Genomic DNA, 13,193 nt, shown 5'->3' on the forward strand with positions numbered 1-13,193 from the left:
GGATTTTGGGGTTTGTTATAAATATTCAGATAAGTCGCCTTTTCCTTCACGGATGATGTCAAATTCACCATCAAAACAGCTTACTACGGTAGAGGCTACGTTATCTCCATAGCCACCATCAATAACCAAATCAACCTGGTCTTTATATTTCTCGTAGATTAATTCTGGATCTGTAGAGTATTCGATAATATCATCATCATCATGGATAGAGGTAGAAACAATAGGGTTACCCAACTCTTTTACAATACAACGGGCTATATTATTATCTGGAACACGGATACCAACCGTTTTCTTTTGACTAGATAAAAGCTTTGGAACTTTATTGCTAGCATTAAAAATAAAAGTAAAAGGACCTGGCAAAGCTTTCTTTAAAACTCTGAAAGTGGTATTGTCTATGGGTTTGATATAATCTGAGATATGGCTTAAATCGTAACAAATGAAAGAAAAATTGGCTTTCTCTGGTTTTATTCCTCTTAAACGAGCTATCTTTTCTATGGCCTTGCTGTTGGTAATATCGCAACCCAAACCATATACCGTATCTGTTGGGTAAATGATGATACCCCCCTTTCTTAATACCTGTACTACTTGTTCAATAGCTTTCTCGTTTGGATTCTCTTCGTATATACGTAACAGCATTATATTTCTCTTTTTTTACCTTTAAACTAACCTAAACTGTATAGTATGCTATACAATTTTCATGCCTTAATTTTCATAAAATATGCTTTTATGGATACAAAAAGCCATTTTTCCATTAAAGAAGCTTTAATATTCACCCATTAGGCTCTTATAAAAGCGATAATGGCATAATATTCGTATTTCTATTAATAAATCTAATATTAAAATTATGAAAACTATGATAACGGAAGCAGCTAAAGACATGATAAGGAAGTTTGACCAAGAATTGTTCTCGATTTTAAGAGAGGATGTTAAAAAATTCCGTCAAAGTCATCAAGATAACATGATAAACTTCAATACCAAGAGGTTTGATATGGAGCTAAAACAAATTTTAGCTGCCGAATTAGAACAGTTTAGAAAACAAAGTGCTACCCCATTAGTTAAGGTAGGATAATTAAGCTACACTCTATCATATAATATATCAAGTAATCATATCATCCTAAAAAATGATTACTTAACGTGAAACAAAAAAGGCCAGATTTTCATCCGGCCTTTTTTATTAAAATTCTGCATTTTTTGGAAAACGTGGGAAAGGTATCACATCGCGGATATTGGTCATACCGGTTACAAAAGTACTAACCTCTCAAAACCTAAACCAAAACCAGCATGTGGTGCGCTACCAAAACGACGTGTATCTAAATACCAGTATAATTCATCTTGCGGAATACCCAGTTCTTGCATGCGCTGGGTAAGTTTATCTAATCTTTCTTCTCTTTGCGAGCCACCAACAATCTCCCCTATTCCTGGGAATAAAATATCCATAGCAGCAACCGTTTTTTGTCCGTTTACTTCTTCTTCATTTTGTCTCATGTAAAATGATTTGATATCTGCCGGATAATTGGTTAAGATCACTGGTTTTTTGAAATGCTTTTCTACCAAATATCTTTCGTGTTCGCTCTGTAAATCGGCACCCCACTCATCAATAATATAATTGAATTGCTTTTTCTGATTAGGCTTAGAGCGTTTTAAAATCTCTATGGCTTCTGTATAAGTTAAGCGCTCAAAATTGTTATCTAAGCAAAAATGTAATTTCTCTAATAAGTTAAGCTCGCTACGTTCTGCTTGAGGCTTATTTTTCTCTTCTTCTAATAAACGGTTTTTTAAGAACTCTAATTCATCTTTACAGTTTTCTAAAGCATGTTTGATAACATATTTAAGAAGATCTTCCGCTAAGTTCATATTGTCTTCTATATCAGCGAAAGCTACTTCTGGCTCTATCATCCAAAACTCTGCTAAGTGTCTGGTGGTGTTTGAGTTTTCTGCTCTAAAGGTTGGCCCAAAAGTATAAATCTCACCTAAAGCCATAGCGCCAAGCTCGCCCTCTAGCTGACCAGAAACGGTTAAATTAGCAGAACGACCGAAGAAATCTTCTTTGAAGTTTACTTCTCCAGTTTCTGTACGTGGGGTTTTATCAAAATCTAAAGTAGTTACTCTAAACATCTCACCAGCGCCTTCTGCATCAGAAGCGGTGATGATTGGCGTATGTAAATAAACAAAGCCTCTTTCATGAAAGAATTGGTGTACCGCAAAAGCTAAATGATGTCTGATTTTGAAAACCGCATTAAAAGTATTGGTACGAAAACGTAAGTGTGCTATTTCTCTTAAGAACTCTAAGCTGTGCTTTTTAGGCTGTAGCGGGAATTTCTCAGCATCACTTTCGCCTAAAATTTCTACCGAGCTTGCCTTCACTTCTACCGTTTGGCCTTTCCCTAAAGACTCTACTAGTTTACCTGTAATCTTTAAGGCTGCACCTGTAGTTATTTTTTTTAATATTTCATCCGGAGTTTGCTCAAAATCAACCACTACCTGTAAATTGGCCATGCAAGAACCATCATTTAAAGCGATGAATTGGTTATTTCTAAACGTTTTTACCCAACCCATTACTATTACTTCTTTGCCAAATGTGGTAGCTACCAGCAGATCTTTAACTTTTTCTCTCTTAATCATATTCAATCGGATGTTTTTGATAAAGGCCAAAAATACAAACCTTTCTGTTAATTAAAACAAGAAATAGAACTAATAAGACAATTAAAGCAGGCAGGTGTTAATTTTTGTTAAAATTGTTTTGATGTAGATGATGTTATTAAACCATTATCATAATTTGTGTTCTTACTTATATAAAATTCAAACCACATGATGATGAAAAAATTAATTCAAAAAATTTCTATGGTTGGTATGTTGGTGCTAGCTGTAGCTATGAGTGCGCAAGCACAAGAAGGTCCAAAAAGAAAAGGTCCACAAGGTGGGGGCCCAGGCAGACCAGATGCGCCAGGAAGAGAAATGGTTGCTAACATGACCGAAGAGCAAAAAGCTTTGGCTAAAGCAAATATGGAGCAACAAAAGGCAGACCGTGAAGCTTTAAGAGCTACTTTTACCGAAGAGCAAAAAGCTATTATGGCAGACCAAGGTAAGGATATGTTAGAAAAGAGAAAAGCCTTAGAAGCTAGCTACTCTGCTGCACAAAAAGAATTGGTTGCTAAGCAAAGAGAAAAAGCTAAAGCGATGAGAGAGAAACTAGAGGCTACTTATACTGCAGAGCAAAAAGCAGCTATGAAAGAAAGAAGAGCGCAAATGGGTGAAATGATGAAAGAAAAGAAAAAAGCTGAGTAATATTTCTTTCCATTGATGAAGACCGATGATATGATTTATTTAGAAACATCATCGGTTTTTATTTTTATAGGTTGATAAATTATTAAGAATGAAAGCTTTGTAATGTTTTTTAATAATTTTTAAAGAAATATTGCAGAATATGATTTGTAAGCCTATATTTGCACCACTTAAGCAATTTAAGTGATGGTTGCATAGCTCAGCTGGATAGAGCAACTGCCTTCTAAGCAGTAGGTCTTTGGTTCGAATCCAAATGCGACCACTAAAAGCCGACGAAATGTCGGCTTTTTTTGTTTCTAAAAAAATGATTTTTAGAGTATAAAGAATCCTCTTGCGCTCGTTTGCAACGAGCCGCTTAAAATGGCTTTTCGATTATATCGATGACTTATAAGGTCGGAGATACTTGTGCAAAAATGTCATTTCCAAAAGCTTCACTTAGCTCAGTAATCTTTAATGATAATAATTATCCGCCTGAAGAGCCGGCGGGGTCCATTACTTTTTAGAGGAAAAAATAATCAAAATGAGCCTATGCGAATTCATGAATACCTTTAAAAATCAATAAAAACTAATGAATAAATCCTTTAACAATCCCGCTGGAGCCTTTGCCGCACAAATCTCACCCACACTCAAAAACAATAAGCTCTTATTTTTGCTAGCAAGTGGTTTATAAATGTTTTTACAAACTCGAACGCAAAACCGCATTCGCTATAGGCTTTATTTAAGTAAAAAGTCAAAAGTAAAAAGTCAAAAGATGCCTAAATATTGGATATTTCGGCCTAACAACCTCATCAACTAGTAACGAATAAACTAATTGTTGCTCATGCGCTTCGGGATAGTCTGTTCTTTATGAATGGTTGCTCTTTTCTGGGAGTAAAAAGTACAGAGTAGAAAGACTTAAAAAAGTAAAAAATCAAAAGTAAAAATTAAAAAGCCCCTAAAGAACGGATATTTTAAAGTATAAAGTACAGAGTAGAAAGTATAAAGGCACCTAAAGAGCTGACATTTTGAGCTGTCTTTAATAATTAAATCAAACTTTCCTAAGAACGAGGACGGCCTATGAAGATTTGGAAGTGTAGGCAAATAAATCTTTTGCAAAAACTTTCGTAGAGAACTATCTGAAAACAATCCGACGGGTGTTGTAGAAACTGTCATCAAGCAAAAACCATTCACACCACTCAGGATTGTGGCTAAAGATTTATTTAGACGAAACGACAAATATTCATGAGCCTTGAATTTTTGGGTACTTTTTTTTCAAGAAAAAAGTGCCTAGGGTTGGCCGCCTATGAGGCCGGAAAGCCTTGTGCGAAAGCAAAAAAAAGACTTATACGAAAAGACCAATAAATAAATAAAACTAACTAACTAACTAACTAACCCCTCAAAACCTTCTCCATCTTCTTCCCTTTTGCTAATTCATCAACCAATTTATCTAAATACCGAACATTTTTAGTTAGCGGATTTTCTATCTCTTCTATTTTATAACCGCAAATACTACCTTTTATCAAACTTGCTAAAGGGTTTAAATGGGCTTTATCAAAAAAATCTTTAAAAGTTAGACCATCAGCTATAAAAGCTTCAATTTCGGCATCATGAAAACCTGTTAGCCAGGTAATCACTTGATGAAGTTCTTCTTTTGTTCTCCCTTTACGCTCTACTTTTGCTAAATAATGAGGATAAACAGATGCAAAAGTTATTTTTACCATGCGCTCATCGTGTTCAGGAGTAGTATTCATATTTAAAAAAACAAAAAATCAGGCAAGATTATGAGCAATTACCAAAGCACTTAATTTAGGAGGTGCTACATGGCAATAAGCAACATGAAGAAGGTCTTTTAAAATATCAGCTTGTATGTGGGTATATTGAACTAATGTCCACCCATGACCGCCAAATTTATTAGGTACGGCATAAACAACATTAGGAAATAACCTGCTAAAAACATCCTGATCAACCAAATTAAACTTTAAGCAGCAGCGATTGGCTTCATGATTAAAAGTAGCAAATATCTTCCCTTTAACTTTAAATGCAGTTTTTTGATGATGTGGCGCTTCTTTAACTTCTGGCAGTGCCAAAGCAAAATTCCTGAATGTCTCAAAGTTTACCATAAGCTTTTATTTAAGCTAAGATAATGATTTGGCGTATTTATAAATGTCCGCCCGACTTAAAGTCGCTTTTCCCTTGCTTGGTTCTACATTCGGCAGGTAAAAACACAAAAGATTTTCCAGTATAATCTACCAAGGCTTTGTTTATATTGTTAGATGATTTGCTTGGTAGCTCCTCTATCTTTTGGCCTTGTATAATTTGTTCTTCTCTTATTAAAAAAGTGATTTCTTGCATTTGTTCTGTTGAAATATCTCTTACCTCAATGGTTAAAGTATCACCTTGTATTTTCCCGGTAAAAGCCCCATACATAGGTTTTCTATCATCATTATATTGATATAAAATTTTACCATCAAGCTTTTTATCATGCTGCTTGATTTCTAAAAAAGCAGAGTCTTTACCAATAGTGGCCAAATAACAAGGTTCTAAATTAATTTCTGCTTTTCGTACGGTATCTGTGCCAACACTACCTAAAGAATCTACCTCATCTAAAGAAACATCAGTGTTTTTAGGGTTGTTACAAGCATAAATCCCTAAGCTTACACTTAGGATAATAAAGGGTAAAAAGTTTAGTTTTTTCATATCCTTAAAATAAAAAAAGAGCCTGCCTAAAATATTTCAGACAAGCTCCAAACGCAACGAGGTTAATCGTGACCTTCTGTTTTCACAATTTTATTATAAATGCCAAATAGTAAAAAAGGCGCTACCCACTGCCCTATAAATAAAGCAGTATGTTTTTTACCCATAAGTTTTAAGGTTAAAGAAGTACCCATAGCCGCCACTGCAACCCATAAATAAGCATCTGATGGCACTTGAGCGGTTTTATCTTCTATAGTTTTTGCAACTTTACCTTCTTGATATTGATTTTGATTTTCCATAACGGTATTTTTTTAAAATTAAAGTTTGCTGTTCTTTTTCTTCTTGTGAATTTTTATCTGTAAAAAGCCCAAATAAAATGGCTAAACCACCAATAAGTACATGTGGAATAGTGACTTCTTGATAAAAATTAAATAACCAAGGAGAGGCAGCCAGAAATATCCCAGTAAAAACATCTACATACAAGTGAGTTTTCATGCTGATAATTTTTTGAAAGCCACCTTCATACCTGGTTAATAAAGACATCATAAGAATCATTAATCCAACTATAATGGCTATTAATCTGGCTGATGCCACATGTTCAAACTGAAATAGCCATGGTGCTAACAACAGGAATACACCTGATAAATAATCAGCAACAGCGTGTAATAACCTACTTATTTTCATGATGTTTAGCGTGTTGTTGTGTTGGTATCAGAATTATCATTCAGCATGGTATCAGCATTATTATCTAAGGTATCTTGATAGCTGTTACCGCCAGAAGGTGCTGTTCCCATACCATCTTCTTGGTCATGCTGGTCTGAATTTGCAGGAGATTTATCTCTGTCGTTACCACCACAGGCGGTTAATAAACTGCCTACAATTAACATAGATGCAGCTAAGGTTAAAAATGACTTTTTCATAATGTTTTTATTTAATAGATAGATGTTTTGATAAAGAGCTTTATTAAAATTGCTCATTGGGTTTAATTTTTTGTTCTGTTTGTGCGTAAGCTTCATCAATGGGAGGTGCTAAATTAGGTTCATTACCTTCAGGAACGCCATTTACAAACTCAAAACTACCTTTACCGTCTGGAGATTGTCCCATAGTCCAACGTTCTCCCGGGTCTTCCGGATTATTGATATTGGTAGAAACAAAAGCATAGTTAAAGGCAAGATTTTCTTTATCCTGAGGGAAGCTATTAGGAATAGGATGAACACCTTTTAAGCCACCTAAATCTTCCAATACGGCTAACCATTGGTTTTGGTGCATGGTATCTCTGGCAATTAAGAATGATAACATATCTTTCATACCAGGGTCTTCTGTAGATTTCCATAAGCGGGTAGCTAACAACCTACCTGTAGATTCTGCCATAACATTGGCATACATATCGGCAGCTAAATTACCACTAGCTACTACCCACGAACCATTAAATGGCACTCCGTTGCTATCTGCTGCCATAGCTGCTAAGCCTGCTGACAGGTAATGACGAGGATCCATACCACCCATAATTTGTTTAACCACCGGGTTGCTAGATACTACTTCATCAATAATATTACCTTTTGCACCTTCAAGGTTTAAGGCCACTGCGGTACATAGCATCTCTATATGAGAAATTTCTTCTGTACCAGTTTCTAATAACATATCTCTGTATTTCTGCGGGCCACGGTTGCCCCAAGCCTGAAAAAGATATTGTAAACAAACCCTTATTTCGCCTTCTATACCGCCTATGGCTTGTTGTAGTAAACGAGCAAATTGTGGGTCTGGCTTATCAACCTTTACTGTGTACTGTAATTTTTTGTCGTGAAAAAACATAATTCTAATTTTTAATGGTAGATGATTCTTGAATTATTATTGCCAAGCAAGTGCCATAAGTACAGTTATTTATACGGTTTTTGATGTGATAAATACTTAAATATTAGGTGGCTTTACCCTTATGTTCCCAATGATCTTTTATCATATTACCGGATGTATCTTCTTTTAAACGACGAGCAAACCTTTCCCCTTTGATATTCCCTTTTTCATCAAGTCTACCTAAAAACAATAAGATTGGTCTGCCCTTTTCATCGGTTTTAAAAACCAAATCATACTGTTGGTAACGTGTATGTATTTTAGAAGATGCCTCGTAATTTTTATTTAATATTTTAAGAATTTGTTCGCCAATTTTCATGATGTATGTTTTTGATTTTATAGATGAGAAAATACCCTAAGACAATAATGAGTATAGAAAAAGCTAGGAAAGATATATTCCAGATTTGCGGATTTAAATCAAAATCTTTAACCGTATGAAACTTAAATACATGATGATTGAATAGCCCTTCTATAAGGTTAAAAAGTCCCCATCCCATAAGTAAGCCACCTATAAATAAATTCCGATGTTTTAGAACTTGATTTTGTTGTAACAGCTTATACAAGAGCAGGATACCAAAAAATGTAATAAGTAAAGTAAAAGCATGAAAAATACCATCCCAAAACATATTGATGCTTTTTGAAGTAAAATCTAGCGGGATAATTTTTGCCGAAACCATTTCATGCCATTGTAATATTTGATGAAAAACAATGCCATCAATAAAGCCACCCAAACCAATGCCCAAAACGCAGGCTGCTGCCACCAATGGACTTTGGCTTAACAACGCTTGAGGCTTATTTTTAAAAGCCAAAGCTTTATATCCCACAAAGGCGGTTAACAAGCCTAAAAGTATAAAAGGGATAAATAGCTGTAGCATTTCTATTTCTGTTAGGCTAGCGCTTATAGCCTTTTGTAAGGGTCTGTTGCAGGTAACACAAAAAATCAACATCCATAAATTATTCATAGCTAGCTAATTATATATTAATTAAATGGTTTAAAAACAGCCCGCATACATTTATTGGTTTTGTTATTAAACATTTCATAAGCATTTTGTCCTACCTCTAAAGAAACAGGGTGTGTTAGTAAAAACTCGGGGTTGATGATTTCTCTCCTGATTAAATCAAACAACATGGGTACATACCTTTGTCCATGCATTTGCCCGCCTCTTATGGTTAAGCCTTTGTTCATGAAAAGCCCCATCGGAATTTTATCTACCAAACCAGCATAAACCCCAACAACAGAAACCGTCCCTCCTTTTCTACAAGCCATAATAGCTTGTCTTAAAACGGCTGCTCTATCAGACTCTAGTCGTAATAACTGTTTTGTTTTATCGTAAATATGCTCTATACCAGTAGTATGTGCTTCCATACCTACAGCATCAATACAACAATCTGGACCTCTACCGCCTGTTGCCTCTTTAAGCTCTTCTAAAACATCGGTATCTTCATAATTTAAAATATCAGCTCCGCTATATCTTGCGGCATAAGCTAAACGGTAATCTATCCTATCTATAGCAATTACGCGTTCTGCACCCATCGCATAAGCGCATTGTATAGCCATTTGACCAACACCACCAGCGCCCCAAACGGCTACAATATCTCCAGGTTTAACAGCTGCCATTTCTGCGGCCATATATCCAGTAGGCACTCCATCAGAAACAAAAACAGCTTTTTCATCTGATATATCTTCGGGGATTTTAAAAGCCCCGTGGTCTGCAAAAGGAACACGAATATACTCGGCATGACTACCCGCATAACCACCAAAAAGATGCGAATAACCAAAAATACCTGCTGTTGGGTATTGGTAAATTTTCTCTTGTAATAATCCGTTGGGGTTAGAATTATCACATAAAGACCATGTTTCTTCCTTACAGTGTTGGCACTCGCCACAACCAATTACAGAAACCACAACCACACGGTCTCCTTTCTTTAGGTTTTTAACTCCAACTCCAGTTTCAACCACTTCGCCAATAAACTCATGACCAATAATATCACCAGCCCGCATAGAGGGTACAAAGCCATTAATCAGATGCAAATCTGAGCCGCAAACCGAACTCATGGTAACTTTTATAATGGCATCTTTAGGATTTAAAATTTCAGGATCTGGTACGCGTTCAACTCTTAAATCGCGTACGCCATTCCAACATAAAGCTCTCATAAATAATGTTTTTAGGTATGATATTATTTTCTTCCAGACGCTTGTCCTTTAGTGGTAGCCACTTCACCAGCTTCTATAACTTGTTTAAACGCTCTGATATCCTCTTTTAAAAGTGTTTTAAAAAGTGGGTTAAAAAGTTTTGCTACCCCCTCGCCTAAAGCACCTGCCGGCGGATGGTAACTAAAAATAACTTTCAGAACGGTGCCTTGACCTCTTGGAGCATCGTAAAACTCTACCTTACCAGCATTATCAATGGTAGAATTTTCTACAGATTGCCAGCCTATCAACTCGTTAGGTATTTCCTTTACAATCTCAGCATTCCATTTAATAGTACCCACGCCACCTGGTATTTTAGCTATCCATTCAGATGTGGTATCGTTTTTTTGTTCAACACGTTGTAAATGGCTCATAAAAAATGGTAAATTTTCTAACTGTCGCCAATATTTATACACCTCTTCCCGGGGTTTATTTACAGTAAAAATCACCCTCGTGTTAATGGCATTTGTTTCATTACTATTTTTATCTAAGCCGGTATATAAAGGGCAGTTACCACTTATACCTCTGTAAACTAAAAAAGCCCCGGTTAGTACTTTAAGAGGGCTTGCTAAAGGATGTTTGTAATGTTTGGCCAACAAAATGCCCCCAGCAGCAAGAGAAAGTAGGCGTTCTGCCATATTCACATTATTAAATTCTTTTTTCCACTTACGCTGATGTTTGCCTGAATGTGTTACTTGTTCTGTTTTCATGATAGTGTTTTTAGGTAATGAGTAAAAGTCCAAAGTTTATGCCGCAGAAAGCCCATAAACATGAAAACAGTATTAATACGCTTTACAGGATATTAACCAAAGAAGCACTAAAACAATTAAAACCACCATAATTAACAGAAACTAATTTTCTTAAAAACAAGCAAAATTAGAGGGAAACAAAAATTCAAGTATTTACACCCTAAAAAAACCGTATTTACCGGTTCTACTTCTGCATCATATTTGTTTTTACCTATAAGGATTAGCCAAAGCTATAAAAAGAGGAGTTTTATAGATTTTAAAAAGCCCTACATCTACCTATTCTCATAAAGCTTGTATGGCGAAAAGCCATACAAGTTTTATAGAGATGATGAAATAGCAGCAGACTATCCAAAGTTTATCTACCAAATTGAAACATTTATGAAAAAAATTCTCATAACTGGCGGAGCCGGTTTTATAGGTTCGCACCTATGCGATGAATTAATTGCTAAAGGTTATGATGTAACCGTTTACGACAATCTTTTACCACAAGTACATGGCCACCAAGCGCAAAGACCAGATTATTTAAATAAGAAGGTGCGTTTAATTATAGGCGATGTTAGAGATAAAGACCATTTAAAAGATGCTTTACAAGATATAGATGTAGTATTTCATTTTGCTGCCCGTGTAGGTGTTGGACAAAGTATGTACGAAATTAACGAGTATACGGATGTTAACAACCGTGGTACAGCTGTTTTAATGGAGCTATTAGCAGAAAAACCCATCCAAAAATTAATTGTGGCTTCTAGTATGAGTATTTACGGAGAAGGCTTATATGTATCAGAAAATGGAGAGCGCCACTGCAACATTTCAAGAACTAAAGAACAGTTAAAAAACGGCCATTGGGAGCCTTTAGATAAAGAAAATCAGATATTAATTCCCATACCTACTCCAGAAGATAAAACTCCAGATCTAGCATCGGTTTACGCCTTGTCTAAATACGACCAAGAGAAGCTTTGCTTAATTACCGGGCAAGCTTACCATATCCCAACGGTTGCTTTAAGATTTTTTAATGTTTACGGTACCAGACAAGCGCTTTCTAACCCGTATACCGGTGTATTAGCCATTTTCGCATCCAGATACCTCAATAATAAAGCCCCTATGATTTTTGAAGATGGCTTACAGGAAAGAGATTTTATCCATGTGAAAGATGTATGTAAAGCTTGTATTCTGGCTATGGAGAAGCCAGAAGCCACTCATCAGGTTTTTAACATTGGTAGCGGCCATAAGTATAACGTTAGGGAAATTGCCCTTCAAATGGCAGAAGCTTTAGACAAGGCGCATATTATGCCCATCATTAACGGAAAATATCGCGTAGGCGATATCAGGCATTGTTTTGCCGATATCCAAAAGGCAAAAACAGTTTTAGGTTTTACCCCATCGGTATCTTTTAAATATGGCTTGCAAGAGCTGGCAGCATGGTTAGAAGAGCAGGTTGCTATAGACGAAGTTGATAAAGCTACCCTAGAGTTAGAGACCCGCGGTTTAACGGTTTAATAAAATAACATGAGTACAAACGGAATCATAAAACCACAAATAGGCTTACTAGAGTGGTTTCATATTGGCGAATATGAGCGTGTTGAAAACAGTATAGAACGCTTTCAACAATTAGGTATTAAACACCTAAGAACAGGAATTTCTTGGGCAGATTATTATAGCGAAGAAGGTGTAAAATGGTATAATTGGCTTATCCCTCGTTTAGCTAAAGAGGTAGAAATTTTACCTTGTTTTTTATATACGCCACCATCAGAAGGCTTATTGCCTAAAACATCATCGCCACCTAAAAACCCTAAAGCTTTCGCTGATTTTTTAGACACCATAGTAAGCAGCCATGGGAAACATTTTGAATGGGTAGAGCTATGGAACGAGCCTAATAACCAAAGCGAATACGATTATACTTTAGACAGGCATTGGTCGGTTTTTACCGATATGATAGGCAAAGCCGCCTATTGGATGAAACAGCTCCACAAAAAAACATTATTAGGCGGCATGAGCCCTGTAGACCCCAACTGGTTGCAACTTTTGTTCAACCGCGAAGTGATGAATTATATTGATGTAATTGGTATACATCACTTTCCTCATGTTTTTGATGATAAATGGTACGGCTGGGAGCATCTCATCAATCAAGTAAAAGAAATTATACAGCAAAACAACGGACAGCAAAAAATATGGATAACAGAAACGGGCTACTCTACTTGGCAACATGATGAAAGAAAGCAACTTGAAGTGTTTCTTGAAGCCAGCAAAGCCCCTGTAGAGCGTATTTATTGGTATGGTTTAAATGATTTAGACCAAAAATACCCTACCGTAGATGGTTTCCATAAAGATGAACGTGAATATACTTTTGGTTTGGTTAAAACCGATGGAACAGAGAAATTGCTTTATCGCTTATTGGCAGAAAAAAAGCTACTGATTTAGGAACCGATAAATGGTTATCCTCTAGCTATAAAACC

General features: G+C 36.0%; 16 protein-coding genes, 1 tRNA gene and 1 pseudogene. 5 read left to right on the plus strand and 13 right to left on the minus strand.

What is annotated here, in order from left to right:
- Positions 1-15: 15 nt before the first annotated feature.
- Entirely contained in the window at positions 16-636 is a 621-nt protein-coding gene (locus FYC62_RS06230) for an L-threonylcarbamoyladenylate synthase (protein ID WP_039451284.1), read from the minus strand.
- Positions 637-844: 208 nt separating this feature from the next.
- Here FYC62_RS06230 and FYC62_RS06235 point away from each other — a divergent pair, with 208 nt between their 5' ends.
- Complete coding sequence (locus FYC62_RS06235) at positions 845-1,069, plus strand: hypothetical protein (protein WP_039451283.1); 225 nt, start codon at positions 845-847, stop codon at positions 1,067-1,069.
- A 105-nt stretch (positions 1,070-1,174) separates the two neighbouring features.
- Here the strand turns inward: FYC62_RS06235 and asnS are convergent.
- A pseudogene (gene asnS, locus FYC62_RS06240) lies at positions 1,175-2,622 on the minus strand (asparagine--tRNA ligase).
- A 186-nt stretch (positions 2,623-2,808) separates the two neighbouring features.
- Here asnS and FYC62_RS06245 point away from each other — a divergent pair.
- Both FYC62_RS06245 and FYC62_RS06250 read left to right on the plus strand, forming a co-directional pair.
- Positions 2,809-3,285, plus strand: coding sequence for a hypothetical protein (locus FYC62_RS06245; RefSeq protein WP_149074325.1), 477 nt, complete (start codon positions 2,809-2,811; stop codon positions 3,283-3,285).
- 185 nt (positions 3,286-3,470) lie between these two features.
- A tRNA-Arg gene (locus tag FYC62_RS06250) sits at positions 3,471-3,544 on the plus strand.
- A 1,105-nt stretch (positions 3,545-4,649) separates the two neighbouring features.
- Here the strand turns inward: FYC62_RS06250 and FYC62_RS06255 are convergent.
- From FYC62_RS06255 to FYC62_RS06305, 11 genes are all read right to left on the minus strand, one after another.
- A complete protein-coding gene (locus FYC62_RS06255; protein WP_149074326.1) occupies positions 4,650-5,012 on the minus strand; it encodes a DUF2200 domain-containing protein in 363 nt (120 codons plus the stop codon).
- Between the two features lie 18 nt (positions 5,013-5,030).
- Positions 5,031-5,381, minus strand: a complete 351-nt coding sequence (locus FYC62_RS06260) for an MmcQ/YjbR family DNA-binding protein (RefSeq protein WP_149074327.1) — start codon at positions 5,379-5,381, stop codon at positions 5,031-5,033.
- Between the two features lie 37 nt (positions 5,382-5,418).
- Positions 5,419-5,958 (minus strand): hypothetical protein, encoded by a 540-nt coding sequence (locus FYC62_RS06265; protein WP_149074328.1) that lies wholly within the window; start codon positions 5,956-5,958, stop codon positions 5,419-5,421.
- 62 nt (positions 5,959-6,020) lie between these two features.
- Positions 6,021-6,254 (minus strand): hypothetical protein, encoded by a 234-nt coding sequence (locus FYC62_RS06270; protein WP_149074329.1) that lies wholly within the window; start codon positions 6,252-6,254, stop codon positions 6,021-6,023.
- Positions 6,223-6,639, minus strand: a complete 417-nt coding sequence (locus tag FYC62_RS06275; RefSeq protein ID WP_149074330.1) for an SPW repeat protein — start codon at positions 6,637-6,639, stop codon at positions 6,223-6,225. Before FYC62_RS06275 ends, FYC62_RS06270 begins: the two co-directional genes overlap by 32 nt.
- A gap of 5 nt (positions 6,640-6,644) precedes the next feature.
- A complete protein-coding gene (locus FYC62_RS06280; RefSeq protein WP_149074331.1) occupies positions 6,645-6,875 on the minus strand; it encodes a hypothetical protein in 231 nt (76 codons plus the stop codon).
- Between the two features lie 43 nt (positions 6,876-6,918).
- Positions 6,919-7,767 (minus strand): manganese catalase family protein, encoded by an 849-nt coding sequence (locus tag FYC62_RS06285; RefSeq protein WP_149074332.1) that lies wholly within the window; start codon positions 7,765-7,767, stop codon positions 6,919-6,921.
- A gap of 103 nt (positions 7,768-7,870) precedes the next feature.
- On the minus strand, positions 7,871-8,122 hold the full coding sequence (locus FYC62_RS06290) for a hypothetical protein (protein WP_149074333.1): 252 nt from the start codon (positions 8,120-8,122) through the stop codon (positions 7,871-7,873).
- A complete protein-coding gene (locus FYC62_RS06295) occupies positions 8,097-8,765 on the minus strand; it encodes a DUF2243 domain-containing protein (protein WP_149074334.1) in 669 nt (222 codons plus the stop codon). The genes FYC62_RS06290 and FYC62_RS06295 overlap by 26 nt, the downstream gene beginning before the upstream one ends.
- Positions 8,766-8,782: 17 nt before the next feature.
- On the minus strand, positions 8,783-9,958 hold the full coding sequence (locus tag FYC62_RS06300; protein ID WP_149074335.1) for a zinc-dependent alcohol dehydrogenase: 1,176 nt from the start codon (positions 9,956-9,958) through the stop codon (positions 8,783-8,785).
- A 23-nt stretch (positions 9,959-9,981) separates the two neighbouring features.
- Entirely contained in the window at positions 9,982-10,704 is a 723-nt protein-coding gene (locus FYC62_RS06305; RefSeq protein WP_149074336.1) for an SRPBCC family protein, read from the minus strand.
- 417 nt (positions 10,705-11,121) lie between these two features.
- On the opposite strand from FYC62_RS06305, the gene FYC62_RS06310 reads away from it, so the two are divergent.
- Together FYC62_RS06310 and FYC62_RS06315 are read left to right on the plus strand one after the other, a co-directional pair.
- Positions 11,122-12,237 carry an NAD-dependent epimerase/dehydratase family protein gene (locus FYC62_RS06310; protein ID WP_149074337.1) on the plus strand — a complete coding sequence of 372 codons (1,116 nt, stop codon included), beginning with the start codon at positions 11,122-11,124 and terminating at the stop codon, positions 12,235-12,237.
- Positions 12,238-12,246: 9 nt separating this feature from the next.
- Positions 12,247-13,158, plus strand: a complete 912-nt coding sequence (locus FYC62_RS06315; RefSeq protein WP_149074338.1) for a hypothetical protein — start codon at positions 12,247-12,249, stop codon at positions 13,156-13,158.
- Positions 13,159-13,193 lie beyond the last annotated feature (35 nt).

Source organism: Pedobacter aquae, assembly GCF_008195825.1.
Taxonomy (GTDB): domain Bacteria; phylum Bacteroidota; class Bacteroidia; order Sphingobacteriales; family Sphingobacteriaceae; genus Pseudopedobacter; species Pseudopedobacter aquae.

Coding starts and splice junctions, on each gene's coding strand:
- FYC62_RS06230 (WP_039451284.1), bottom strand. CDS start 636: ATGCTGTTACGTATATACGAAGAGAATCCAAACGAGAAAGCTATTGAA.
- FYC62_RS06235 (WP_039451283.1), top strand. CDS start 845: ATGAAAACTATGATAACGGAAGCAGCTAAAGACATGATAAGGAAGTTT.
- FYC62_RS06245 (WP_149074325.1), top strand. CDS start 2,809: ATGATGATGAAAAAATTAATTCAAAAAATTTCTATGGTTGGTATGTTG.
- FYC62_RS06255 (WP_149074326.1), bottom strand. CDS start 5,012: ATGAATACTACTCCTGAACACGATGAGCGCATGGTAAAAATAACTTTT.
- FYC62_RS06260 (WP_149074327.1), bottom strand. CDS start 5,381: ATGGTAAACTTTGAGACATTCAGGAATTTTGCTTTGGCACTGCCAGAA.
- FYC62_RS06265 (WP_149074328.1), bottom strand. CDS start 5,958: ATGAAAAAACTAAACTTTTTACCCTTTATTATCCTAAGTGTAAGCTTA.
- FYC62_RS06270 (WP_149074329.1), bottom strand. CDS start 6,254: ATGGAAAATCAAAATCAATATCAAGAAGGTAAAGTTGCAAAAACTATA.
- FYC62_RS06275 (WP_149074330.1), bottom strand. CDS start 6,639: ATGAAAATAAGTAGGTTATTACACGCTGTTGCTGATTATTTATCAGGT.
- FYC62_RS06280 (WP_149074331.1), bottom strand. CDS start 6,875: ATGAAAAAGTCATTTTTAACCTTAGCTGCATCTATGTTAATTGTAGGC.
- FYC62_RS06285 (WP_149074332.1), bottom strand. CDS start 7,767: ATGTTTTTTCACGACAAAAAATTACAGTACACAGTAAAGGTTGATAAG.
- FYC62_RS06290 (WP_149074333.1), bottom strand. CDS start 8,122: ATGAAAATTGGCGAACAAATTCTTAAAATATTAAATAAAAATTACGAG.
- FYC62_RS06295 (WP_149074334.1), bottom strand. CDS start 8,765: ATGAATAATTTATGGATGTTGATTTTTTGTGTTACCTGCAACAGACCC.
- FYC62_RS06300 (WP_149074335.1), bottom strand. CDS start 9,958: ATGAGAGCTTTATGTTGGAATGGCGTACGCGATTTAAGAGTTGAACGC.
- FYC62_RS06305 (WP_149074336.1), bottom strand. CDS start 10,704: ATGAAAACAGAACAAGTAACACATTCAGGCAAACATCAGCGTAAGTGG.
- FYC62_RS06310 (WP_149074337.1), top strand. CDS start 11,122: ATGAAAAAAATTCTCATAACTGGCGGAGCCGGTTTTATAGGTTCGCAC.
- FYC62_RS06315 (WP_149074338.1), top strand. CDS start 12,247: ATGAGTACAAACGGAATCATAAAACCACAAATAGGCTTACTAGAGTGG.